The following is a 24,345-nucleotide window of genomic DNA, read 5'->3' on the forward strand; positions in this document are numbered from 1 at the left end:
AATTAATAGATGAATGATAAGAAATTCAAGTTAATGCTATCTGCCATAACTATGACGACAACAATTTTAAAGGTTGTAGTACAGCATAGAAATCAGGTAAAAAGGGAGAAAGGCAAATAGATGGTAAAAACATATTGGACGAAAAAACAAAATATACAATTATTAAATGATTGTAAAACATATAATATTCCTTTAACAGTAGAAGAAGAAATAAAAAGAGTATTGAATGTATTAGATTTGAATTACGGAATCGAAAGAAGCTTAGAAGAAGATGGAGGATGCGTTTTCCTATTGATATCTGATGAAGAGAAGGAACATAGCAAAATAATGAAAAAATATTTTGTAGACAAAGAGGATTGTGAGTTTAAAGATATATTAGTTGAAAACAAGGGCGAACAGTGGATTCCTGAACTATATATTTCAGCTACAGAATATAGCATTACTATTGTGCACCAAAGGGGGAGAAAAGAAAAAATGTTTAATTGATATTTAACACACGGATAAGTATAATATAAATATAGAACAAAAGTCGTAGACTTATTTGGAAAGAGGTGTTAAAGTGCAAATAGATGAATTAAAAAAGTATATTTCAGAAAACGCTATTCGATGGTCTGCACATTGTTTGGAGAGGATGCAGGAAAGAGACATTTCAAGAGCAGATGTTAAAAAATGTGCTTTGGAAGGTGAAATAATTGAAGATTATCCAGATGATTTTCCACATCCTAGTTGTTTAATTTTTGGATATACTATAAATGATAAAATAATACATGTTGTTGCTGGAAGTGATGGAAAATATATTTATATTATTACAGCATACTTTCCAAATACAATCAAGTTTGAAAAAGATTTAAAGACAAGGAGGAAATAGTTATGTGTATGTTTTGTAAATGTGATACAGTAAAAGAAAGTACTACAACTCATGTTGTTAATTACAAAAATAGTATAATTGTAATTAAAAATGTTCCTTGTGAAGAATGTGAGCAGTGTGGAGAAAAGTATTACACAGATGAAGTTGCTGAGCAGTTAGAAAAAATGGTTAACCTAGCAAAGCAAATGATGCAGGAAATTGCCGTTTTAGATTATTCAAAGGTAGCATAAAAAGATAAAGCAGAAAGAGGAGTGGCTGTAGTAAGCCTATGATATGTAACGGCTCAGGCAGCGATTGCTAACAAGTAATTAATATACTGGTAAGTGATATAATTATAAGAAATTACCCCTGCATACATGGTGTGCAGGGGGTTTTGCAAAAAAGCATGTTGGTTATCTAAAAAGGAAAGTATTTCATATGAAAACTAAAATTATATTATAGTAATTTACAAAGGTGAGAAAGATGAAAGTGCTACTGGGAACAACTAATCCGTCAAAGGTAAAGAGGTTTTCTAAATTGTTAGAAAATTATAATATAGAATTTATAACATTAAAAGATTTAGAAATAAAAGATGAACCGGATGAGACAGGAAAAACGCCGGAAGAAAATGCAATATGCAAAGCAAGATATTATGGCAAATATTTTGATAGGGTGATTTGTAATGATTCAGGATTATATTTTGAGGAACTAAGTTTAGAAGATGAGAGACAACCGGGATTAAATGTCAGAACTCCAATGGGAATGAGCAGATTATCAGATGAAGAAATGATTGAGTATTATTCAAACCTTATAGCGGAGCTTGGCGGAAAGGTGTCTGCCTATTATCTGGACGGTATAGCTGTATATAACAATGGTATGATTTCGTCATTTATGGATAGAGAGTCAGCAAAAAATATAGGCGCTTTTTATATGATAGATAAAGCGTCCTCTAAAAGATTTGAGGGATGGCCACTTGATTCTCTGTCGGTTAGTAGAGAAACAGGAAGATATTTTGTTGATGGCAGTGATACTGAAAGTAAGGAAAATATAATATATGGTGAGTATGAAAAGAGAATAGTAGGATTTTTGAAGGAAGCCTTGGGGATTAAATAGGAGAAAAATATCATGACACTACAGGAATTTATAACCAAATTTAATATAAATCTAAATAAACAACAGTTAGAAGCAGTGCAGAGCGTCGAAAAGCCTACACTGCTTTTAGCTGTACCCGGAAGTGGAAAGACTACAGTTTTTGCATAAAACTAAATTGTGTTACATTTATATGGGGAGCAAGAGGACACTTCTTCTGGAATGGTAATAAACGAACCGGTTTATTGCTTGAAAATAAGATTTTGATTTCTTCAGGTGCAGGTATTATGACTATTATGGATAAATATATTGAACAGTTTAATTCGCTATTGCTGTAGTATTATAATATTGGAAGAAGCGAAGAACTACAGATGTTGTTAGATTATTTTGATGGCAGATAACCTGAAAGTCAGCTACCACATTCTCTTTTGACGGAAAAGATGCAGGAAAGATAGTTTTATCAGGACATTACGCTGAAACGGATGTAAAGAATGCAATAGATGGAAAAGAAGTTAATTGAAAACAACAGTGCATATGTTATACTGAAAAAGTGGAAAAATAAGAGATAATACAAAGGGGTATGAACATGAACAACATCAAAATATTTAAAACAATAAAATATGCACTTGGAATTTTATCGATATGTACATTGATGAGCATAGCTACATTTTCTACTCAGACAAAGGCTGAGGTTTCAGGAGAGAAGGTTACAACATCCGTAGAAGCAGTAACAACTAAGCCATCTGAAAGTACAAAAACTACAGAGACAACTAAGCTCGCAGAAACTACAAAGCCACAGGAAACTACCAAAGCATCAAATATTAAAAAGTCAACTTTGAATCCAGTCAAGTCTAAGGTTATTTTGCTTGATCCGGGACATTGCAAGAAGCATATAGGTGCAAGGGGCAATGGATTAAAAGAAGAGGATGTTAATTTGGACATTGGCAAGGTTTGTAGAAATTACTTAAATAAATATTCAGATGTAACTGTTTATATGACAAGAACTAATAGCAAGTGCGTTAAAAAACTTAAGCTAGGCGATTGCCTTACAGCAAGAAATCATTTGGCAAAAAGGTTAAGTGCAGATGCAAAGGGCATTATTAATTATTACAAGCTTAGTGCAAAAAACACCGAAGGTGATTTTCAGATAATTTCAGGCAAGACATATTTTGTTGACAAGGAAGGAAATAAAATAGCAGGCTGGGTAAAAAAAGACGGAAAGTGGTATCACTTTAACAACAAAACAGCCGTTATGAATAAAGGTTTCTTTAAAGAAGCAGGAAACAAATTTTATCTGAATCCGAAGACTGGAGAAATGACAAGCGGTTGGTTTACTATTAGTGGTAAAAGTTATTTGGCAAAAGGTAACGGAGTTGTAGTAACTAATCAGATTTACACAGACGGAGTGAAAAGTTATTTCTTCAAGAAAAGTGGAAAAAGAAAAAACGGCTGGGTAACATACAAAAATGCTAAATACTATTTTTCAAAGACAAAAGGCATGCTTAAAGGCAAACAGAAAATCAAAGGAAAAAGATATACTTTTAGTAAGAAAACAGGAAAGCTTAAAAAGAAGAAATAAGTATATAATTGTTGTAAAGGAGAAGAATTTTGAACAAAAATATATTTTTAGCACCGGGAACACACGTTGTAGGAAATGTTGAAATAGGCAACAATGTTGGGATTTGGTACAATGCGGTAGTTCGTGGTGATATGGAAGGAATAACAATAGGCGATAATTCTAATGTGCAGGACAATTGCACATTGCACACAGGTAATGGCTTTGCGTTAACCATTGGCAATGGGGTAACAATAGGTCATAACGCCATAGTTCATGGTTGTACAGTTGGCGACAATACAGTTATTGGAATGGGAAGCATTCTTCTGAATGGAGCAAAAGTAGGCAAGAATTGCATTATTGGTGCCGGTGCTTTAGTAACGGGAAAAATGGAAATCCCTGACAATTCAATGGCATTTGGTAATCCTGCTAAAGTTATCCGAAATCTTACCGAAGCAGAAATAGAAGACAATAGAGAGAATGCAGAAGAATATGTGAAATTAATGATGCAGGAGGTAAAGTAGAATGCTAGTAACAATAAGAACAATCTTAGGCATTATATGCTTGGTACTTTGCATGTTGGATATTTGTTTTTTAATAAAAATTAGAAGGACAATGAAAATGGAATCATTAACCAAAGAAGATATTTTATTAAAAGATAGTTTAACATATAAAGAGTTGATGAAATCACTTAAGCTGTTTGGTGCAATAGCAATATTGGCGTTTGTGGTAATAATTCTTAGCTGGTTTTAGAGGTGGATTTTTGGATGAAAGTTACGACTTTGTGTTACATAGAAAAAGATGAAAAATATTTAATGTTACATAGAACTAAAAAAGAAAATGACATTAATAAGGATAAGTGGATTGGCGTAGGCGGTCACGCAGAAGGAAATGAAAGCCCTGAGGAATGTCTTTTAAGAGAAGTAAAAGAGGAGACAGGCTTGGAATTGTTGGCGTATAAGTTTAGAGGTTTGCTAACTTTTGTAAGTGATGACTGTGAGCCTGAAATGATGTGCCTTTTTACATCGGACGATTTTCGTGGAGAGATTATTACCTGCGACGAGGGAGAATTGGAATGGGTAAGCAAGACGGAAGTGCCTAAACTTCCAACATGGGAAGGGGATGCTATTTTTCTAAAGTTGTTGCTTGATAATGAAGAAAGATTTTTTACATTAAAGCTTGTTTATGAAAATGAAAAATTGGTTGAAAAGGCAGTGCAAATCTATTAAAAAATCATAAAATATTCGAGAAATACTTCTAAAAAATATTTATGATAAAATAAAGATGAAAACGTTTCAATTGTCACAACCACGAAAAAAGAAAATCCATATTGATTTCTCCCGAAACAATAGTACAATCAAGTTATAAGTGTATGAACAGGAGGACAAGATCATGAAAGGAAATTTAAAAAAATCTTTATCAATCTTTGGAGCATTGTTTTTTGCTTTTACAGCAGGATTTTTGCTTAGCAATGTCAATGTTTACGCAGCAACTAACCAGACACTTGAACTGAACAAGGATTATTATTTTGACTTGAATGGAGATGGGCAGGCGGAGAAGATTAAGTACACAACTCAGGTTAATAAAGATGATAATGACTTCTTTAATAGTGTAAGTTTGTTTATAAATGATAAGAATGTTTACACTAAGAAGTTAACAGACACTTGGGCTAAGTATACGGTTCTTGATATTGACAGTAGTGATAATACTTTGGAATTGAATTTGCAGATTGGAGGCTATTCGGATGTTATGGATTACAGTTCATTTCAGAGATGGAATGGTGCGTCAATTGTAGAATTTGATAACGATAAAAACAAGGCTTTGAATTATACAAGAGAGTATTCTTTTAGCAATGTAAAAGGCAACGGCAGATTTAATATTGTGGTAGATACACCATATTCATTGCCAATTGGCTGTTTTTATGCTAACATTCCATTGAAATTACAGAATAACAAGATTATAACAACTACAGGAACATATAATCTTGTAGGAAGTTCAAAGAAGTATAAGTATAAGGCTAAGAGTAATATTAAGGTTTACAAAAAAGCATCAAAGAAGTCAAAGGTGAAATTTACAGTCAAAAAAGGTGACAAGATTAAAATCATAAAAATTAAACCAATGAAGAATGTGGCAAAACGTCCACAGGGCAAGTACGGAGAGGAAAAGCCAATTAATGCTTATGCTTATGTAAAAACAAAATCAGGAAAGAAAGGTTGGATTTACCTAAGTAAAAAGAAATCAAGCTGGGGCAGGAAGATGTTGTTTAAAAAAGTTCCGGGCTGGGGTTGATAAAGATTGATTATGAGCAAAAGAGAAGATATTTTTGAAAAGTTAGATAATTTAATAGAACAGAATCAGTTTGAACTTGTGTCAGATAAGGTAGATGATAACAGGCTTAAAGTTATTTATCTTATGAATGATGCGGTTGAAAGTTTTATTGTATTTGAAAATGCAAGAATTACAGGAGAATATATAAAGGACTATCAGGGAGAGATTAATACATCCCTGATAGTTCAAAAAAATGACAGTACAGGAAATGGTGAATATGTTTTGGTTGTGCATCAGAAAGATTCGGTGTGTACTGTATTTTTTGAGGATGTTAGTTTTGAAGTTAATTTGTATAATTACGGAAGAACTGCACATTTTTGGATTGAAGGTTATGAATATTTAAGACAGCTTGAATACAAAATTTCAATTCTCAGAGATAAACTTGATTATTTGGGAGAAAAGTATTGTAATGATTTGGAGAAAGAGCTGGCTAATCTTACAGATTTTCCACCGCTTAATTATTGCTTTTATCCTTCGGTGCCTGAGAAGTATCTTGTGCCAAGGGACAATCCGTGGGAGCCAACAGACAAGACAATCAGTGTTATGCTTAAGGTGGCAAGAGAGCAGCAGGACAAAATGCTTTATCAGGTTCTTGTTTTATATAAGCAGTTTAAGAACAGAAAGCTTGCAAAAGTTATAGCAACTATGTTACATAGAAAGTCTCACAGAAAAGTTGTGGAAAGTCTTATGGAAAAAATGACAGAAGCAACAAAGAATTATCCAACAAGAAAGTTTGGAAAAGCTGCAGACAATGAGCATAAGAAGATTTTGACAAGGGCAAAGCAACTTCAGAACAAGTTAAAACACAAAAAGATAAAGTCAGAGATATTCGTGGAAGAGCCTTTTGTTGTGGCAACTGATTCCATAGAATACAAAGTGTATCTTATGATATGGAAGAAAAGCCTGATAAACACAAAAGTAGAAATACAGGAAATAAAATAAAGTAAAATAAGAAACAGAAGTATTAAACAATTATTGTATTGCAAATACATAACATAATAAAAAGACAGAAGACTTACAGAATAATTATAGTATCAACGTTGGAAAGCAGATAAAATTGTCTCCAATTATTTTGCCATATGATGCTACAACCACAAAATTATTATGGTCAAGTAGTAATAGTAAATACGCAGTTGTGGATTCAAATGGTAATGTTTTTGCAAAGAAAGCAGGAGCTGGTAAGACAGTAACTATATTTGCAAAGACCACAGATGGCAGCAATATTACATCGTCAATAAAATTAAAAATAAATAGAATTTTAGTAAAAAAAATAACATTAAAGGCACCAAAGACTATAAAAGCAGGTAATAAAACAAAGATTAAAATAACTATAAATTCCGATGCTACTAACAAAACTGTAAAATGGTCTGTCAATAATAAAAAATATGCAAAGATTAGTTCAAAAGGAGTTTTAGTTACCAAAAAAGATTCCTTATCTCATAGAAAAACTATTATTTATAGATAATATACTATACATAAAAAGAACATCTTGATTATCAAATTTTATATAATTATTCAGAATCTTTGAAGAAACATATCTAATATCAATAACAGTAATCTTCCTATAACCATCTATTAATAGAGGAACTAAACTACTGCCATAAGAATCACGAAAAACAATTAATTCTTTATTACTATTTGAAGTAGGATTAACAATATCTATAATAGAAGATGCTCCTGATAAATATATATCATATTTATCTAATGATTTTATTTTATCATAATCATATATTTTTGTATATTTTTTAGTTTCATAATTATACACACTACTATTATCAATAGATGGATTAGATATAGTTTTTATAGTATCAATATCTTTAGTTACTGATAGTCTACCAGCATAACTACCCTTAAAAGTAGTAATTGTATTTTCAACATTGTTATTAGTTATATCAAAATTCATTTGATTAGCAATAGTATTTGCGACATTAAATAAATCTTCTTGTTTCCAATGAGTGTCTGTCTTATAATAATTATTAAGTGTTAATTTATCAAATATATTTATATAATTAAGATTTGTTAAATTATTTTTCATCATATCTTGTAATTTATTATAATCAAGTTTTAAATTACCTTTATTAACAAAGTAATTTTTATCAGGAATAATAGTATAATATATATTACTATTATTATTCAAATATGTATTTTTTATATAATTAATCTTATTTGTTAAATTTTTAATAGAATTAGTATTTAAAGGAAATATTTCTTCAACAATATAATCATCATACATATATAAATTGTTGTATTCACCTTTAGTAGATAATTCTATATCTATTTTAATTTTTCTAAAAGTATCTCTTTTGATAAATTGATCCGTAACATAGGAATCAAATTTCTTAAAATATGTACCATCAAACAAGCTTTTAGTAGTTAATTCTGGCATGGTAGCAAGTTTTCTTCTCTCTGCTATAGAAATATCAGTATCTTTTATTGTAACATTAATCAAAAATAACGAAATTATAGTAAAAAGAAATACTAAAGTTACAACTATATCTTTAGTTTTATCGTTCATGTATAACCTCCTTAAAATCTAAAGTATAAAAATGGATTATATGAATTATCTATCAGATAAGAAGTAACAACAAATAATATTATAACTATTAAAATTGGTTCTAAAATATTAATTATGTTATTTAGATATTTATTTTTTCTTAATTTATCTATTAATGTTTTAATAAAAGGAGTAGCCCCAAATATAGCAATAATTAATATTGGTAAATAACTCTTTAAATAATGAAGTGTATAATCATTAATAAAAACCTCTCCATTCATACCAAATAACCCTTTAATATTAATCAAAGCCTCTGACATATTGTCAGAATTAAATATAACAAATAATATCATAACAATAAATAATACATATATTCTTCTTATAAAAGAAGGTAATTTTTCCATAAATTTATTAAGGAATATTTTTTCTATTATAAGAAGAATTCCAAACAATAATCCCCATATTAAAAAAGTCCAATTAGCACCATGCCATATTCCAGTTAATAACCATACTATTAAAATATTTCTTATTTGTTTATATTTACCATCTCTATTGCCTCCAAGTGGAATATAAACATAATCTTTGAACCATGTACTAAGAGAGATGTGCCATCTTCTCCAAAACTCAGTTATACTTTTTGATATATATGGGTAATTAAAGTTTTCAGGAAAATGAAATCCAAATATTCTTCCAAGACCAATAGCCATATCACTATAAGCTGAAAAATCAAAATACAACTGTAGCATATAACTTATACCAAATATCCAATAAAATATTACGGTTGTTTCATTTAGAGCAAAAGCTTTAGTGCAAAGTTCTCCCAAAGCATTAGCTATTAATACTTTTTTAGCAAGTCCAATAGAAAATCTTCTAATACCATATGAAAAATTATTAAAACTATGTACTCTATCATCTAATTCTTTTTCTACTGTCTGATATCTAACAATAGGTCCTGCGACTAACTGTGGAAATAAAGACACATAAGTTGCTAAATTTATAATGTTTTTTTGAACTTTAACTTTACCATTATATACATCAATAAGATAACTCATAATTTGAAATGTATAAAATGATATTCCTATTGGTAATGCAATATTTAATAATTTAATATTAGCATTAGATATATCATTAATTGATTGTATGATAAAATCAGTATATTTAAATATTATTAATAAAAATATATGTATAATTAAAGTTGTTATTAATATATTTTCACTTTGATTTTTATATTTATCAATTAAAATAGCACCTATATAAGCAATAATAATTTCTGCAATCATTAAAAAAACATATTTAGGTTCTCCGTAAAGATAAAATAATAAAGATGCAATTAATAAAATAATATTTTTATATTTTTTAGGTGTTATAAAATATATAATTATTAATGCTGGTAAAAAATAATATAAAAAACTAATACTACTAAATAACATCTTATCCTCCTTTAAAAAGGCACCTTAAAAGGTTCTTCATTATTTTTCTTCGTCATTTGATTTTTCTAATTCTTTTCCAATATTATTATTTACATATTTCTTAAAATCATTATATACTGCTTTAGCAACATCTTTATCAGCCATTACAGAAAATATTACATTACCACTATTTGTGATATATAATTGTTCTGCAGAAACACAAATCCAACGTCTCATATCAATATTATCTAACATCTCTTGTTTAATTTTTTCTACATCAGCATTGTCTTTAACCTTAACAATAGCAACTGAATAAGCTTGTGCTGTTATCAATGGTTCTGATACAACAATTGATTCGATTCCATCATTTGTTTTTAATCCAGTATAACTAGTAACTTCATCAATATTCTTTATATCTACTTTCATAGTTTCAAGTTCGGGTAAAACATTTTTGTTATTTTTATTTATAGTATTAATAACGTCATTAATGTCATTAATGGCTTTTGGTGTTTCAACATTACCTTTGTTACCACTACCTTTGTTACCACTACCTGATACTAGTATGAATATTATAAATGAGATAGCTGCTAATAATATCAAACCTATTATAAAAAATTTTTTTTGTTTCATTTCTTTTTCCTCCTATTATCAAAATTCTATCACATTTTTACTAGAATTTCCAGAAAAAGTATTAGGTTTTACAAATATAGAAACTGTACTTAAATACATTTTTGAATTATCTGTAGAAGAGAAGATTATTTTGGTGTTGGATGAGTACCCATATATAAGGGAATCAGTTAGTGGTATGGACAGTATATTGCAGGCATTAATTGACAAGTATAGAGATAAATCTAAATTATCGCTGATAATATTAGGTTCGTATGTTGATGTAATGAGGTCACTTTTAGAACATTCAAATCCTTTATATGGACGAGTTGATTTGACGATTAACTTGCGACAGATGGATTACTATGAGTCTTCATTGTTTTATCCTAAATATTCAGAAGAGGATAGAGTAAGAATTTATTCTGTGTTTGGAGGTATACCATATTATAACAGATTAGTGGACGATTCTAAGAGTGTAAAAGAGAACATTATTGAACTTATTGCTTCGCCGGGAGCAAGATTGGAAAATGAAGTATCAATGTATTTAAATTCTGAAATTTCAAAAATAGTAAATGTAAATGAAGTTTTTGAAGCGTTAGCAAAAGGGTATCACAAATATAGTGACATATTATCACAATCTCATGTCTCTAGCGGACCAACGCTCGTGGACGTGCTTGACAAATTAATGAAGATGGAAGTGGTTATAAAAACAAGTCCCATAAATGATGAAAACAATAAAAGAAAGACAGGATATTATATTTCTGATAATCTTTCGTTATTTTATTACAAGTATATCTTTAAATACTCATCTCAGATGAATATTATGGATTCCAATGTATTTTATAAAAAATATATAGAAAAAGATTTTGAAGAACAGTATGTTCCCCATATGTTTGAGTCGATATGTCGCCAGTATCTGATTAGAAAAAACAGAAAGGGAGAGATTGAGCCGGTTATTGAGAAGATAGGAAAATATTACTATGACAATCCTAAAGAACATAACAATGGTGAATTTGATGTTGTAACTGAAGATGAAAAAGGATATGTTTTTTATGAAGTTAAATTCAAAAATAAACCAATTACAGATGAAATAATAGATAAGGAAATAAAGCAGGTAGAGGCTGCGGGATTAAATTGCTACAAATATGTATTTATTTCTAAATCCGGATTTAAAAACAAAAATAGAAGCAATGTAGAGTTGATAGAATTAAAGGAGTTATATTAAGTTTGTTGCACAGAAACATATGAGTTATAAAAGACACATGCAAGCTGTTCAAATGTGATATAGTAAAAGAGAAGGGGATATTACAATGTCAAAATTTAAAGATAAATTTCATTTATTGCCAGAACAGAATTTGTTCTTGGCAAAGAAGAAACTAGATGAAAATATATATTGCGGAATGAAAATGAAGAAGTTAAAGCAATTTTTGTATGACAATGCAATTTTGGGCTTAACTGTTTAAATATATTAAGTATAAACTACCTGCTTTCTGGTGCGAAGGTTGGTAGTTTTTTTATTAAAAAAATATATATGAACACGGTATTGCATCGAAAATATTACGGCTAAAATGTAAAAAAGAATAAAATTATCAGACATTATATAGTATAATTGTATCATCATAATAGCAAGCGGAAAATTGGAAGGAAGGAACGGATGAAAAAAACGCTAAAGTTACTAATGTTAATGGGAGTAGTTGCGCTGGGAATTAATTTTACGGAGGTAAAAGCGGAGACAACAACAGTTGATGTAACAACAGCACATCAGGAAGCAATTACGACACCGGAAACAAAGGCACAGATATTTGTTGTGGAAAAGGTGAAACCTGATGTAGTAATTTGTTATCATCAGGCAGGTAAAGTTATGTACCATCGAAAGCATACAAAACTTAGTAATATGCTTTATTCCGTGACAAAATATACCCACATAATAAGTGGTGAGACGCAGTATGGAACATTCAGTGATTATCTGGATGATAGAAATATATTAAACTGCACATTGGAAACAGGTCCAATGCCTGCACCTGTAAAAAATAGTGAATTTAAAAAAATATACAGAACAAATAAAAACGTATTGATAGCAGTGGCAAAGATGTATTCATAAAGTAAACAATAACTTTTAAGGTTAAGAAGTTATAAGCAAAAAGTCAGATGTTCAGACAACGACCTGTTATTATGAAGTTTAGCCCTTTCAAGATGGAAAAAAAATAGTGATATAAGATGAAAAATGCATATAAATTTTAAAAACAAGCATCTTGTACTATATTTAAGTTTGTTTTATAACTGATAATAGAGTTGCTTTTTTTGAAAAATGTTAATAGTTCTTTAGAGGAGAGATATTTATGAGTAAAGCATTAAAAAAAATAGTATGTGTAATTGTATGTTTGTCAATGGCATTTGGAGGGATATCAGTGCCAAATTTATTTACAGTAAAAGGAGAACAGACAAAATATATGGGAAGTGGAAGTATTGCAGAAGGATTGCCAAAGGCGTTGCAAAGTGATGCATCAAAACTGCCATCTAAAAGTAATAGCAATGTAACAAGATTTACAACAGATAATTATGATAATAACAATGGAGCTTTTGATACAAATAACTGGGGAACATCTGCAATGTGGAATTTTAATGGAAATAATAAGTATTCCGGTAGCATGTATACTTATCCATTGGCATTTAAAGCTGCGAAAGATGGTATGTGGATATCAAAGCCAAGTACAAGAATTGGTTCTACATATTGCGTTATGACTCTTACTACAAATGGAGATTATACAGATTTTTCCGTAAGACCGGACTTTTCCACGGAAAATGCAAAGGTAGATAAAATATCTGATTGGACATATGATGTGGTTTTGGAAAACAAAAATGATAACAGTCAATATCTGAAAACAACAATTGTACAGGGAAGTCCTTTTGGATTTTTTACATTAAAGAACAGCAAAAAGCTGACAGTTGCAAAATACAGAAAAGATGTTGATTCAAAGATTATTTATTATGATGGTACAACTCTTAAAAATTCGTCATATGTAGTTCTAAAAGTATATGATGACACTGATGAAAAAAACGGCTATCCAAAATATGATTATTATGGAATATATCTGCCAAAGGGAACAACACTGACACAGACAGACAACAGTTCAAGTAGTGTTGGAAATATTAATATAGAATTTTCATCAGAGCAGAAAGCTTATTTTTCAATGGCATGGCTTACTGAGTCAGACGGAAGTGATGCAGAAGCATTGGCAATTGCAAAGGAATATAAAGCATATGCTTACAATTTTATAACAGACACAAAAGCTGAATACACATATAATCAGCAGGTTTCAACTGTGTCTACAAAATACATTTATACAGTTGATAAAAAAAGCGAAAGCACAGTTGATGGAACAATAATGGGCATAATGCCACATCAGTACAAAAATATAAAGACAAATATTTCATACATGAAAAATACAGCAAGAACCTTAAGAGGAACAGTAAAGTTTGTAAAGGGTTCATCATTTACAACAGAACTTAAATATTCAGGTGTACTTCCTTTTGTAACAGGAGTAGCAGACAATGACAAAAGCAAATTAAAAGAATATGTAAATGAATACATGACATCAAAAATGCCGATAAATGGTAATTATGAATTATGCGTAGATGAAACTAATGGAGACCCATATGCGTATGGAAAGCAATTAAATCGTGCATCAAATATGTTGGCGGCAGCAGAGGATGTAAATGATACTGAAAGCAGTGAACGTATTTTAAGGGCAATGGAAAAATCTTTGGAAGACTGGTTTACATACTCAGGCGATGGAGATGGAAAGTATTTTGCCTATGATGATGGCATAGGTTCTTTGTTTAGTTTCCCATCATCTTATAATTCCATTGACCAGATGAACGATCATCATTTTCATTATGGATATTTTATTGCAGCAGCAGCACAGGTGGGATTAAGAGATAAACAGTGGATTAAAAAATATGCACCGGTTATAGAAGAATTAATTGACGATATAGCATGTACAAAGCAAAACAGCAAGGATTCAAGATATCCATATATGAGAAACTTTTCGCCTTTTGAGGGCCACTCATGGGCATCAGGATTTGAAGATCCTGAAAGTGGAAACAATCAGGAGTCAACATCTGAGGCAATGAATGCCTGGTATGGAGTGATTTTATACGGAATGGCAAGTGACAATGAGAAAATAAAAGATTTGGGAATCTATTTATATACAACAGAATTGTCTGCCATCAATTCATATTGGTTTGATATTGATCAGGATGTGCTGGACAGTAAGTATGTAAAACAGGGAACAAATCAGATAAAAAACAACATGGCCTCTCTTGTATGGAGTGGAAAATATGACTATGCAACATGGTTTTCAGCAGATCCTGCCATGGTTCAGGGAATTCAGCTTTTGCCTATAACAGCAGGTTCATATTATCTTGCCACAAACAAGGAATACATAAAGAACAGTATAGAAACACTGAAAAATAAAGGCAATTCAAAATCATGGAACGATATATGGAGTGAGTATCTGGCTATGGCTGATCCTGACGGAGGATTTGACAGATGGGGTGGATCAACACCGGAAAATGGTGAGACAAATGCACATATTTATCAATTTATAAAATCATTGCAAAAGGCAGGAACACCTGAGACAGGCATTACTTCAAATACAGAGTTAAGTATGGTGTTTAAAGATTCAAATGGCGAGAAAACTTACGCAGTGTATAATGCAGACAGTAAAATAAAAACAGTACAGTTTTCTGATGGAGCAAAATTTAGCGCAGCACCAAACCAGATGACTATAAGAACAGAAAGCCAGATGAAGGGACAGGAATACTATGTAGAGTATTATGTGCAAAATGTAAGTGGTCAGTATGACTTGGCAGGAACTGACATACAGTATGGTAAAAATAATGAAAAAGTGCAGATAACACCAACAGAGAAAAAAGGTTATATTATAAATAAGGAAAAGAGTGTGTTGGAAGGAACCATAAAATCTGGAGGAACACATTTGAAAATATATTATGACAGAGGAAAATATAATATAACTTATCAGTTAAATGGTGGCACATGTAACAACATGGTAAATTCATATGTGTATGGTGAAACCATAGACCTGCCAACACCACGAAAAGAAAACAGTGTGTTTAGGGGGTGGTACACAGATGCATCATATTCAAACAAAATAGAAAAAATAGACAGTGATGTATATGGAAACATAACATTGTATGCATGTTGGGCATCAGCCGGGGACTGTTATATCAATGACAATCTTTATATGACAATGAATGGATATAAGGCAACATTTGTAGCGTTAAATGACAGTGCTTCCAACATAATAGTTTTATATCACATATATGATACTATAGAGGAGGCAACAGAAGCCTATAATAATGACAGTATTGCAGGATATATAGGACAGGAACTTGGTAAAAATAATGGGTATTGGTCAAAGGATATAGATTTGACTTCATATAAGGATAAATACATAGTGTTTGCATTTAATATAATTAGTGAACACGGAACAGTATCTGAAAAAGGATTTAAAAAGATAACAAATGCACCAGGCAATCCGGACGAATCAATAGTAGTACCAACAACTAAGGAAAATGCGACAACTACAAAACCTGCAGGTAATACTACATGGTCAAAAGTAATAGGCAATGATTCATTGGAGTATAGCGTAATAGCCGGTGAAACAAAATTGGTATTGATAAAGTACGAGGCAGGAAAGGTTTATGTAGGATTAAATCTTGCAGCAAAGTTTTCATCAGTGACATGGGATGACAAAAATATGACACCGGAGGCTGGAGCCTTTGTAAATATATCTGATGCTGACCTGTCAAGTGGCAGATACCACACACTAAAGGTGGTGGATTATTATAACAAAGAAAGCGTTACGATATTGTTTAAAAATACAAATATATCGGAAGAAACAACAACTGTAAATGAAACTAAAGTAAATCAGGAGACAACTGCAGAATTAGAAGGCTTAATAAAAATAGAGGGAGTTTGTATAAATACCAAAATTGGTGGAATGAAAATAGTGGCAAAAGTAACTGACAGTATTAATAATAAAAAAGTAACTAAGTTTGGTTTGATTTATGGTCTGTTAAAATATAATGGGAAAAAAACAGGAATAACATCTGACCATTTGAAAATTGGAATGGAGGGTCAGTTTGTAAGGAGTTATAATACAACACAAAAGGGCATTTGGAAAAAAACAGATAATACAACTACGTATGTAGAAACTATGACGTATGGTGCAAATAGCAAAGAGGCATATACTGCAGAGTATAAAGCAAGAGCCTATGCTGTGTTAGAAGACGGAGAAATAGTGTACAGTAATGCAATAGATTACTCAGTGTATGAAATAGCAGAACAGTTGTATAATAATTGTATGATGCCAACAATAGATGGACATAAATATCTATATAACACCATATTAACCAAGGTGACACCTGAATATACAGAGAAAATATATAAATAATAAAAAGCCGGTTGTGTAAAAAAATATAATGCATGACCGGTTTCAACACATAAATATCTTGCATAGAATCATACTGATGGAGGGCACGCCATGGAAAATTTAATAGAATATTATTGCAGTCTAAACGTAAAGAAATTCTCAAAAATGCTGGATAATACCACGCAGTGTTACAAGTTTTTCTGGTTAGATTCCATAATGCAGCTAGTAGCAAGAGGAGAGGAAACACCAACATTTCTTGAAATTTTTGCAGGCATGATAGCAGATGCATGGTATGCAGTTAGTGAATATCACTTAAGACTTGGTCCTAAAAACAAGGACGGAAGCAGTTCAGATATTTTAGAACGGGCTGTCAACAAGTTGGGACAGGCTGTGGATATTAAAAATGATGAGGCTAGAGATATCATAATTGAAAAGATAAAATCCAACAGACATTGTGTTAAAAAAGAGATGATGGATTTGGCAAAAAACGTGCCTTATCGTATATTGTCACCCTTTATTGAAGAGATTAAGGGAAATGATCCTTTGTGGGACAAGAGGAAACACCTGATAACATATTTCGATATGGTGGATAAAAAAGAATGTCTGCCATATAAAATAGAAGAGGGGACAGGATTGAACAAAAAAATCATAATAAATAACTCTTGGAGAAGCTTTTTCATTGATAATATGGTAACAATTCGTGGCTGGATTAAGATGAAAAAATTAAAATATCTTCAGGACAGAAATCCCGGTGTGCCTGGCATTATATATAAGTTGGAGCCTGAAAAGGATAAAAAACGCAGGCTTGAAAAAGCCCGAAAGCTTTGGGATTGTGTAATGGAAATAAATGGCGGTGAGTTTAGTGATATTTATTCTAACGCTCCCCTTAATGGCGAATACGATATTGACCACTTTATCCCCTGGTCTTACGTGGCAAATGACGAGCTTTGGAATTTGGTTCCTGTCAAGGGAAATCTTAATTCTGCCAAAAACAACAGACTTCCCCAATGGGAAAACTACTACGGGGGCTTTGCTCACCGGCAATATCTGTTAAATAGAACAGTTCATAGTAATGAATATGCAGGGCGGCTTTTTAACGATTGTAAAAGATATAATCTTAATTCAATATGGCCTTTAGACGAATTGTACATAGAAGGGATTGAACCGGATAATTTTAGCCAGGTTCTTTATAAAAGACTACATCCCATTTATGAATCAGCATTAACTCAGGGATACAGCGTGTGGGAAAATAAAATCAGTTAATAGGAGGAAGGCATAATGTTTGACACGGGAAATGGATAAAATATTATCCATAAAGGAGAAGGACAACTTGATGCAAAATTATATATGGGAAACCCCTGAAGAAATTAATTTGAAAATTGCAGACAGACTTAAGAATATAAGGAAAAGGCGTCGTATTTCCCAAAAAAAACTTTCTGAAATCAGTGGAGTAAGCTATGGCTCCATAAAACGTTTTGAAACCACAGGGCAGATTTCACTGCTAAGTTTAACAAGAATAGCAACGGCATTGGATGTGGTTAATGAATTAAGGGAAATATTTTCACAGGTTCCATACAAAAACATTCAGGAGGTAATTAATGAAAACAAGTGAAATAATAAATGTATTTTATAATGAACGTCCTGTTGGAACCTTAGCACTTGGCGGCTTAGCCCGGCATATGATTTGACCTATAGCAATACCTACTATGGAGAGCATACTACAACGGTAGCAGGGAATGGCAGAAATCCGGGAGTAAAGGAATTAACAGAAGTAGGTGTTAATGCCGGTTTGAAAAAACAATATTGTGAAGAGGTAGCAGGGGAAATAAGAGATTTAGTGGAAGAAATGTTAAACAATTATATATAAAGAGGAGAAGATTATATGCATGATAACATCAAAAAAAGAATCAACATTGCCGCAAAAAGACAGCCGGCAGATCTGGTAATAAAAAACTGTAAAATAGTTAATGTGTTTACCCACGAAATTATTGAAGGAGACATTGCCATTTCAGACGGAAAAATAGCAGCAGTGGGAAATTACAGTGGAGAAAAAGAAGTGGATGCAGAAGGCAGATATGCCCTACCGGGATTTATTAACAGTCATATTCACATTGAATCATCCTTTGTTTCTCCGGAAGAGTTCAGCCGTTTGGTAGTACCTCACGGAACTACCACCATTATTGCAGACCCTCACGAAATAGTGAATGTATGTGGTATGGACGGCTTTGATTATATGGTAAAGGCAGGGGAAAATGCAGCCCTTAATATTAAATACATGCTTCCATCCTGCGTGCCATGTACACCATGGGAACATGCAGGAGCAGTTGTGGATTCAAAGGCTATTAGTGAAGTTATTAATCAGGATAAAGTATTTGGCATGGGAGAGTTTATGAACACTGTGGGAGTAATAAACACAGATTCAGAAGTCATTGAAAAAATCAGTCTTTGTCATCAGGCAGGAAAGCTGATAGACGGTCATTCTCCGGGGCTTAAAGGGGATGATTTGTCTGCATATGTTACAGCAGGAATACATACAGACCACGAAAGCGGTTCCTTGGAGGAACTTAATGAGAGACTTAGAAATGGAATGTACGTTATGCTACGTTATGGTTCTGCCTGTAGAGAGCTTCCTATGTTGCTTAAAGGGGTAAATGAACAAAATTCCAGACGTTGCATTCTTTGTGCCGACGATTTACAGCCGGTGACAATTTTTGAAAAGGGAGATATGGACGAAAAACTTCGTATATGCGTTGAAAATGGAATTGACCCTATTACAGCTGTGCAGATGGCAACTCTTAATGCAGCGGAATGTTTCCACTCAGATGACCGGGGAGCCATTGCACCAAACAAAAAAGCAGATATTGTTTTAGTGGATGATTTGGAAAAATTCAAAATTGACAAGGTTTGGATTGAAGGAAATCTGGTGGCAGATAAGGGCAACTATTTGGCAGACACAAAGCATATTGGAATCCAAAAGGTGGCAGGAAGTGTTAAAGTAAAAGATTTTTCCATTGACAAACTAAAAATGCATTTAGAATCTGACAAGGCTACGGTAATAGGAATTTTGCCGGATAGCGTTGTTACAAAGAAAAAGGTAATGAAAATTAATCGTGGGGAAGATGGAGATTTTAAGTTTGATAAAAATATTGATGTGGCAAAGGTGGCAGTAGTTGAGCGACACCAGATGACAGGCAACGTGGCAACGGCACTTATAGAAGGTTATGGAATAAAGACAGGAGCCGTTGCAGTAACAGTGGCACATGATTCCCACAACATAATTGTAGTAGGAACTAATAATGAAGATATGGCATTTGCAGTATCTAAGTTAATAGAATTAGAAGGCGGCATTGTTGTGGTAGATGGCGGAGAGGTTTTAGAATCCATGCCTCTTCCAATAGCAGGATTAATGAGCGATAAAAGCGGTGAGTGGGTTAGGGATAAATTAACAAAAATTCATAATATTGCTTATGATAGGCTTAAGGTAAATCCTAATGTAGAACCAACCATGACATTGTGTTTTATGTCATTACCGGTTATACCAGAAGTAAAAATAACGGATATAGGACTGTTTGATGTAGTGGAACAAAAGTTTATAAAATAGTGAAAAAACAAAATTACGTTAGGTTGAAAAAGAAAATTCAGAGTGTTAAACTCTAATAGTAAAAAAAGTTAACGGAGGTGAGTTTCATGGATAGTTGCGATAGTATTAGGCTATATAGTAGCTGTGGTATTAAATTAATGAACAATAAGAAGTGGCTGTCTGTGAAATTGGGTTAGTTACTTTTTATTCATATGTCTTTTTATACACCACAGGGAATTATAGCATACATCACAACATGTAACTGTAGGTTCCACTTTAAGTGGTGTATTTTTTGTGTGCAAAAATAAAATCATATAGATGAGTGGTTATATGCACAAAAGTAAGGAGGCATAAATGAAAACAAGAAAATTTGAAAAAAAGAACTATGTTAAAGAGCTTGTAGCTTTAATGAGAAGCACATTGCCTGAAAAAGAACTGGCAAAAAGAATTGACAACTACCATTACAATGATATTGCAGAGGCTTTAACATGCCTTACTGAAAATGAAAGAAAACATATATATAGGATTTTAGGGGCAAAGCATGTTGCAGAGATTTTCACTTATATTGATGATATAGAAAAATATTTTAATGAATTAACATTAGAAAAAGCAGTAAAAGTAATATCATTAATGGATTCCGATGATGCAGTTGATTTAATAGAAAGTCTTGATGAAAATAAAAGGGAAAAAATCTTAAAGCATCTTGATGAAAATCTAAAGGAAGATGTGCAAAAGATTATGTCCTATAGCGAGGATGAAATCGGAAGCCGCATTACAACTAATTATATATGCATTCACAATCATTTAACTATTGGGGAGGCAACTAAGGAGCTTTTAAAACAGGCAGGAGACAACGACAATATTTCCACAATTTATGTTGTTGATGATAATGAAAAATATTTTGGGGCAATTGATTTAAAAGATATGATTCTTGCAAGAAAGGACGATAAATTAATTGAAATAATCAGCCAGTCATATCCGTATCTTCTTGAGCATGACCTGATAGATGAGTGTATGGACAAGATTGTGGAGTATTCAGAGGATTCAATACCGGTGCTTAAGATTACCGGAGAAATAGTAGGTGTAATTACTTCAGATGACATTGTAGAATTAGTTGATGATGAAATGGGAGAAGATTACGCTAAGTTAGGTGGTCTTACAGCGGAAGAAGATTTGAAAGAGCCGGTTATTGAAAGCAGTAAAAAAAGGCTTCCATGGCTGATTATATTGTTATTTTTAGGTATGGCGGTATCATCAGTGGTGGGAATGTTTGAATCAGTAGTGGCAGTTTTACCGATAGTTATATGCTTCCAGTCTCTGGTGCTCGATATGGCAGGAAACGTTGGAACCCAGTCCCTTGCAGTAACTATCAGGGTGTTAATGGATGAACAGCTGACAGGAAAGCAAAAACTTACGCTATTGGTTAAGGAAGTAAGAGTGGGATTGCTTAACGGCTCCATTTTAGGAATAATGTCACTGGCATTTTTAGGTATATACATTCATGTTTTTAAGCATTATGCATGGGGCAGCGCATTTTTAATATCAGCATGTGTGGGAGTATCCCTTTTAGTTGCCATGGTTATATCAAGTATTGTGGGAACTGCAATACCAATGATTTTTCACAAAATTAAAATTGACCCGGCAGTTGCATCAGGCCCTTTGATTACCACCGTAAATGATTTAGTGGCAGTGGTAACATACTACGGACTGGCTTTAATATTCCTTATAAATATTTTTAATCTTGTTTAATAAAATACAGGTATTTGCCAAAAGATATGTTATAATTAAAGTATCAGTTCTGCTTCATGTGAAAGGCATTGATTGTAGTTATTATTACGAGGGATATACAACTTATAAAACAGAAGAATTATAGAAAATACCCTGATATAGTTATTTAGTCGCTATATCCGGGTATTTTTAACTTTAATCTATACTTATGCCATCGTAGAGCACATCCATAAATTCCTCATAGGTTTGAGAATTTATAATTTTTTGCTGTAGCTTGCTATCACTGATTATTTCAATAAAAATATCATATAAATGCTCAAAATCTGTTTGCTCACCCTGTTTTATTACCAGCATAAACACAATTTGAATCATGTTGCTTTCGTTCCAGTTAATAGGATTGTCTAACAGAGCCACCACAACCTTGGTATCTGTAGCACATAATTCCATAGGGTGTGGAAGGGCAAAAACGTCATTCATATTTGTTTTGCCAATTTCCTCACGTTTTAGTACGGAATCAATAAAACGCTCGTCTACAATACCTTTGTCGTAAGTTTTCTGATACATGGTTCTTATAACGTCTTCCTTGGTGGTATTGCCTTTAAGCCGCATAAACAAATCCTTATCAAAAAAGTGCTCAAACATCTGAAGACGTTTATGAAGCATCTTAGACAAATGTCTGTTGATAGATTCCACATCTTTATTGTTTAAAGCGAAATCAACCATAACTGACGGAAGAAGGTTATTATCTAAAGTAATAGTTGTAATAACAAAATCAATATCTTCCACATCTTCCTTAGTGTAGCTTGAATATTCATTATAGGACAAACACTTTACAATATTAATTTTGTCCGGAAAAACTATGTTAAGTCTTGTTTCAAGCATTCGTGTAGTTGCATGACCGCTGCCACAAACAAGAATAACATTTTTCTTTTTCTGGGATTTATAATAACATCTCTCAATGGCAGCTCCAATATAAACTGAAACATAGCCTACATCATCTTCCTTTAAAACATAAGGCTCAAAAACAAAAGTTTTGGCAATTGCAGTAAGAGTAATCTCATATTCTAAAGGATAATTGGTCTTTATGGTTTCAAGCAAAGGATTATTACTGTTTAGATCATAAAGTTTACTGGTAAAAATAGACTTAAGATGCCTAAACAAATCCGCACACAAAATTTCGTCATTTCTTAAGTCAAAATTAAAATCAGTATAAATAACCTCAAGCATCTGATTAATGGAATCCCGAAGCTTCTCATCGTCAATATAAGTAATATCTAAATGAGTATTGGCAATAAGCTGGAGATACATATAATTCTTTTCACTTTGAGACAGAATAATATCGTATTTTTCCTCAATTTCCCGGCATAATCCGTTAATCAATCCCATAATAGAAGAATCCGGTGTTATATTATACAGGTTAATATAATGATTACCAAGAACACGGGTTGTCATTAATGCAAGATGAATAATAATATTTTTCATATTATAATCACTGGTTTTTACAAAATGACTATTTAACTGGTCAATGGTAATTTTTCTAAGCCAGTCCAAATCAATGTTACTAAAAATAGAACGTTCTTCCTTGGTAAAGGAAGTGACATATTCATTAAAGTTAGCGGACAGTATATATTCCACATATAACTTTCTGATTCTGTCCTCGGAACCAATGATTTTTACACCGGAGCTTGGTTTTGTAATGTATTCCAAATCATACTTATTAACAATATTTTTAATAGTCTTTATATATTTATTTAAAGTATTTTTTGAAATAAATACAGTTTCCGAAAGCTCATCCATAGATACATAATCCTCAGAGGACAACAATTCATTAAGTATATATTTAATACGCTCCTCAGAAGTATCAATATTCATTTTTTTATCATCACTGTGTTCAAAGGTTTTTAGAAAATCTGAATATTTTTCATCATCAGTTATTTCTATATAATATCCGTAATTTCTCTTAAGTTTAACCAAAGCTCCACAAGCAGACAAAGTATCATTAATTTCCAAAATGTCATTGCGGATAGTTCGGTCGGTAATGTTTAGCAATGACTGGAGACTGCTTACAGGAGTATATTCGTTTTTCCTAATATGATTGAACATCATGTTTAAACGTTTGTGTTGAAACATATATCCTCTCTCCTATTAAAAAGTAATAATGTCTGATATTTAATTCACGCCTTATTTATATATAACATAGTATAGAATATTTAACTAAAAAGAGCAAAGTCAAAAATTTCCGTTTTGAAAC

The 24,345-nt window shown here is 32.0% G+C and carries 24 protein-coding genes and 1 pseudogene; 21 read left to right on the forward strand and 4 right to left on the reverse strand.

Translation table 11 applies throughout. The features are described 5' to 3' along the window. The first annotated feature begins 120 nt into the window (after window positions 1–120). The 12 genes and pseudogenes from H8S00_RS12520 to H8S00_RS12570 all read left to right on the forward strand — a co-directional run. Window positions 121–486: a hypothetical protein gene (locus H8S00_RS12520; protein ID WP_021952040.1), complete on the forward strand. Its 366-nt coding sequence runs from the start codon at window positions 121–123 to the stop codon at window positions 484–486. A 73-nt stretch (window positions 487–559) separates the two neighbouring features. After that, on the forward strand, window positions 560–868 hold the full coding sequence (locus H8S00_RS12525) for a DUF4258 domain-containing protein (RefSeq protein WP_186840662.1): 309 nt from the start codon (window positions 560–562) through the stop codon (window positions 866–868). Between the two features lie 2 nt (window positions 869–870). Continuing rightward, complete coding sequence (locus H8S00_RS12530) at window positions 871–1,098, forward strand: type II toxin-antitoxin system MqsA family antitoxin (RefSeq protein ID WP_040447328.1); 228 nt, start codon at window positions 871–873, stop codon at window positions 1,096–1,098. A 232-nt stretch (window positions 1,099–1,330) separates the two neighbouring features. Further along, complete coding sequence (locus H8S00_RS12535; protein ID WP_021952043.1) at window positions 1,331–1,960, forward strand: non-canonical purine NTP pyrophosphatase; 630 nt, start codon at window positions 1,331–1,333, stop codon at window positions 1,958–1,960. A gap of 12 nt (window positions 1,961–1,972) precedes the next feature. Further along, window positions 1,973–2,107, forward strand: coding sequence for a UvrD-helicase domain-containing protein (locus H8S00_RS12540; RefSeq protein ID WP_021952044.1), 135 nt, complete (start codon window positions 1,973–1,975; stop codon window positions 2,105–2,107). Between the two features lie 415 nt (window positions 2,108–2,522). After that, window positions 2,523–3,515 (forward strand): N-acetylmuramoyl-L-alanine amidase, encoded by a 993-nt coding sequence (locus H8S00_RS12545; protein ID WP_158576914.1) that lies wholly within the window; start codon window positions 2,523–2,525, stop codon window positions 3,513–3,515. A 29-nt stretch (window positions 3,516–3,544) separates the two neighbouring features. Then, window positions 3,545–4,015 (forward strand): gamma carbonic anhydrase family protein, encoded by a 471-nt coding sequence (locus tag H8S00_RS12550; protein WP_084812579.1) that lies wholly within the window; start codon window positions 3,545–3,547, stop codon window positions 4,013–4,015. A gap of 97 nt (window positions 4,016–4,112) precedes the next feature. Beyond that, window positions 4,113–4,244 (forward strand): hypothetical protein, encoded by a 132-nt coding sequence (locus H8S00_RS13985; RefSeq protein ID WP_279220129.1) that lies wholly within the window; start codon window positions 4,113–4,115, stop codon window positions 4,242–4,244. Window positions 4,245–4,258: 14 nt separating this feature from the next. Beyond that, window positions 4,259–4,720: an NUDIX hydrolase gene (locus H8S00_RS12555; RefSeq protein WP_118590228.1), complete on the forward strand. Its 462-nt coding sequence runs from the start codon at window positions 4,259–4,261 to the stop codon at window positions 4,718–4,720. Window positions 4,721–4,883: 163 nt separating this feature from the next. Further along, on the forward strand, window positions 4,884–5,780 hold the full coding sequence (locus H8S00_RS12560) for a hypothetical protein (protein ID WP_118590230.1): 897 nt from the start codon (window positions 4,884–4,886) through the stop codon (window positions 5,778–5,780). Window positions 5,781–5,792: 12 nt separating this feature from the next. After that, window positions 5,793–6,761 carry a DUF3878 family protein gene (locus H8S00_RS12565; protein WP_118590244.1) on the forward strand — a complete coding sequence of 323 codons (969 nt, stop codon included), beginning with the start codon at window positions 5,793–5,795 and terminating at the stop codon, window positions 6,759–6,761. Between the two features lie 88 nt (window positions 6,762–6,849). Then, window positions 6,850–7,284, forward strand: a pseudogene (locus H8S00_RS12570) (Ig-like domain-containing protein); the annotation flags it as partial. Here H8S00_RS12570 and H8S00_RS12575 read toward each other — a convergent pair. From H8S00_RS12575 to H8S00_RS13895, 3 genes are read right to left on the reverse strand one after another with little or no spacing between them, the layout of a single operon-like run. After that, a complete protein-coding gene (locus H8S00_RS12575; protein WP_118590234.1) occupies window positions 7,252–8,334 on the reverse strand; it encodes a DHHW family protein in 1,083 nt (360 codons plus the stop codon). The pseudogene H8S00_RS12570 and the gene H8S00_RS12575 overlap by 33 nt on opposite strands. 11 nt (window positions 8,335–8,345) lie before the next feature. Next, window positions 8,346–9,743: an MBOAT family O-acyltransferase gene (locus H8S00_RS12580; protein ID WP_118590236.1), complete on the reverse strand. Its 1,398-nt coding sequence runs from the start codon at window positions 9,741–9,743 to the stop codon at window positions 8,346–8,348. A gap of 39 nt (window positions 9,744–9,782) precedes the next feature. Further along, window positions 9,783–10,352 (reverse strand): hypothetical protein, encoded by a 570-nt coding sequence (locus H8S00_RS13895; RefSeq protein WP_021952055.1) that lies wholly within the window; start codon window positions 10,350–10,352, stop codon window positions 9,783–9,785. 133 nt (window positions 10,353–10,485) lie between these two features. Here H8S00_RS13895 and H8S00_RS12590 point away from each other — a divergent pair, with 133 nt between their 5' ends. The 9 genes from H8S00_RS12590 to mgtE all read left to right on the forward strand — a co-directional run bounded on the left by H8S00_RS12590 (window position 10,486) and on the right by mgtE (window position 22,115). Then, window positions 10,486–11,553 carry an ATP-binding protein gene (locus tag H8S00_RS12590; protein WP_243053113.1) on the forward strand — a complete coding sequence of 356 codons (1,068 nt, stop codon included), beginning with the start codon at window positions 10,486–10,488 and terminating at the stop codon, window positions 11,551–11,553. 85 nt (window positions 11,554–11,638) lie between these two features. Further along, window positions 11,639–11,791 carry a hypothetical protein gene (locus H8S00_RS12595; RefSeq protein ID WP_158576910.1) on the forward strand — a complete coding sequence of 51 codons (153 nt, stop codon included), beginning with the start codon at window positions 11,639–11,641 and terminating at the stop codon, window positions 11,789–11,791. A gap of 191 nt (window positions 11,792–11,982) precedes the next feature. Continuing rightward, complete coding sequence (locus H8S00_RS12600) at window positions 11,983–12,429, forward strand: M14 family metallopeptidase (RefSeq protein ID WP_118590097.1); 447 nt, start codon at window positions 11,983–11,985, stop codon at window positions 12,427–12,429. A gap of 238 nt (window positions 12,430–12,667) precedes the next feature. Next, the gene (locus H8S00_RS12605) at window positions 12,668–16,807 is read left to right on the forward strand and encodes a glycosyl hydrolase (protein WP_186840664.1); all 4,140 of its coding nucleotides are present in this window, start codon (window positions 12,668–12,670) and stop codon (window positions 16,805–16,807) included. 90 nt (window positions 16,808–16,897) lie between these two features. Beyond that, the gene (locus H8S00_RS12610) at window positions 16,898–18,049 is read left to right on the forward strand and encodes an HNH endonuclease domain-containing protein (RefSeq protein ID WP_118590101.1); all 1,152 of its coding nucleotides are present in this window, start codon (window positions 16,898–16,900) and stop codon (window positions 18,047–18,049) included. Window positions 18,050–18,080: 31 nt separating this feature from the next. Then, entirely contained in the window at window positions 18,081–18,398 is a 318-nt protein-coding gene (locus tag H8S00_RS12615; RefSeq protein ID WP_366459934.1) for a helix-turn-helix domain-containing protein, read from the forward strand. Window positions 18,399–18,470: 72 nt separating this feature from the next. Beyond that, window positions 18,471–18,653, forward strand: a complete 183-nt coding sequence (locus H8S00_RS12620) for a hypothetical protein (protein WP_118590103.1) — start codon at window positions 18,471–18,473, stop codon at window positions 18,651–18,653. A gap of 15 nt (window positions 18,654–18,668) precedes the next feature. Then, window positions 18,669–20,387 (forward strand): adenine deaminase, encoded by a 1,719-nt coding sequence (gene ade / locus H8S00_RS12625; protein WP_118590105.1) that lies wholly within the window; start codon window positions 18,669–18,671, stop codon window positions 20,385–20,387. A gap of 333 nt (window positions 20,388–20,720) precedes the next feature. Next, window positions 20,721–22,115, forward strand: coding sequence for a magnesium transporter (gene mgtE / locus H8S00_RS12630; protein WP_118590107.1), 1,395 nt, complete (start codon window positions 20,721–20,723; stop codon window positions 22,113–22,115). A gap of 174 nt (window positions 22,116–22,289) precedes the next feature. Here the strand turns inward: mgtE and H8S00_RS12635 are convergent, their stop codons facing one another. Beyond that, complete coding sequence (locus tag H8S00_RS12635) at window positions 22,290–24,224, reverse strand: BglG family transcription antiterminator (protein ID WP_118590110.1); 1,935 nt, start codon at window positions 24,222–24,224, stop codon at window positions 22,290–22,292. Window positions 24,225–24,345 lie beyond the last annotated feature (121 nt).

It is taken from the genome of Eubacterium segne (assembly GCF_014287775.1).
GTDB classification, from domain to species: Bacteria; Bacillota; Clostridia; order Lachnospirales; family Lachnospiraceae; genus Eubacterium_G; species Eubacterium_G segne.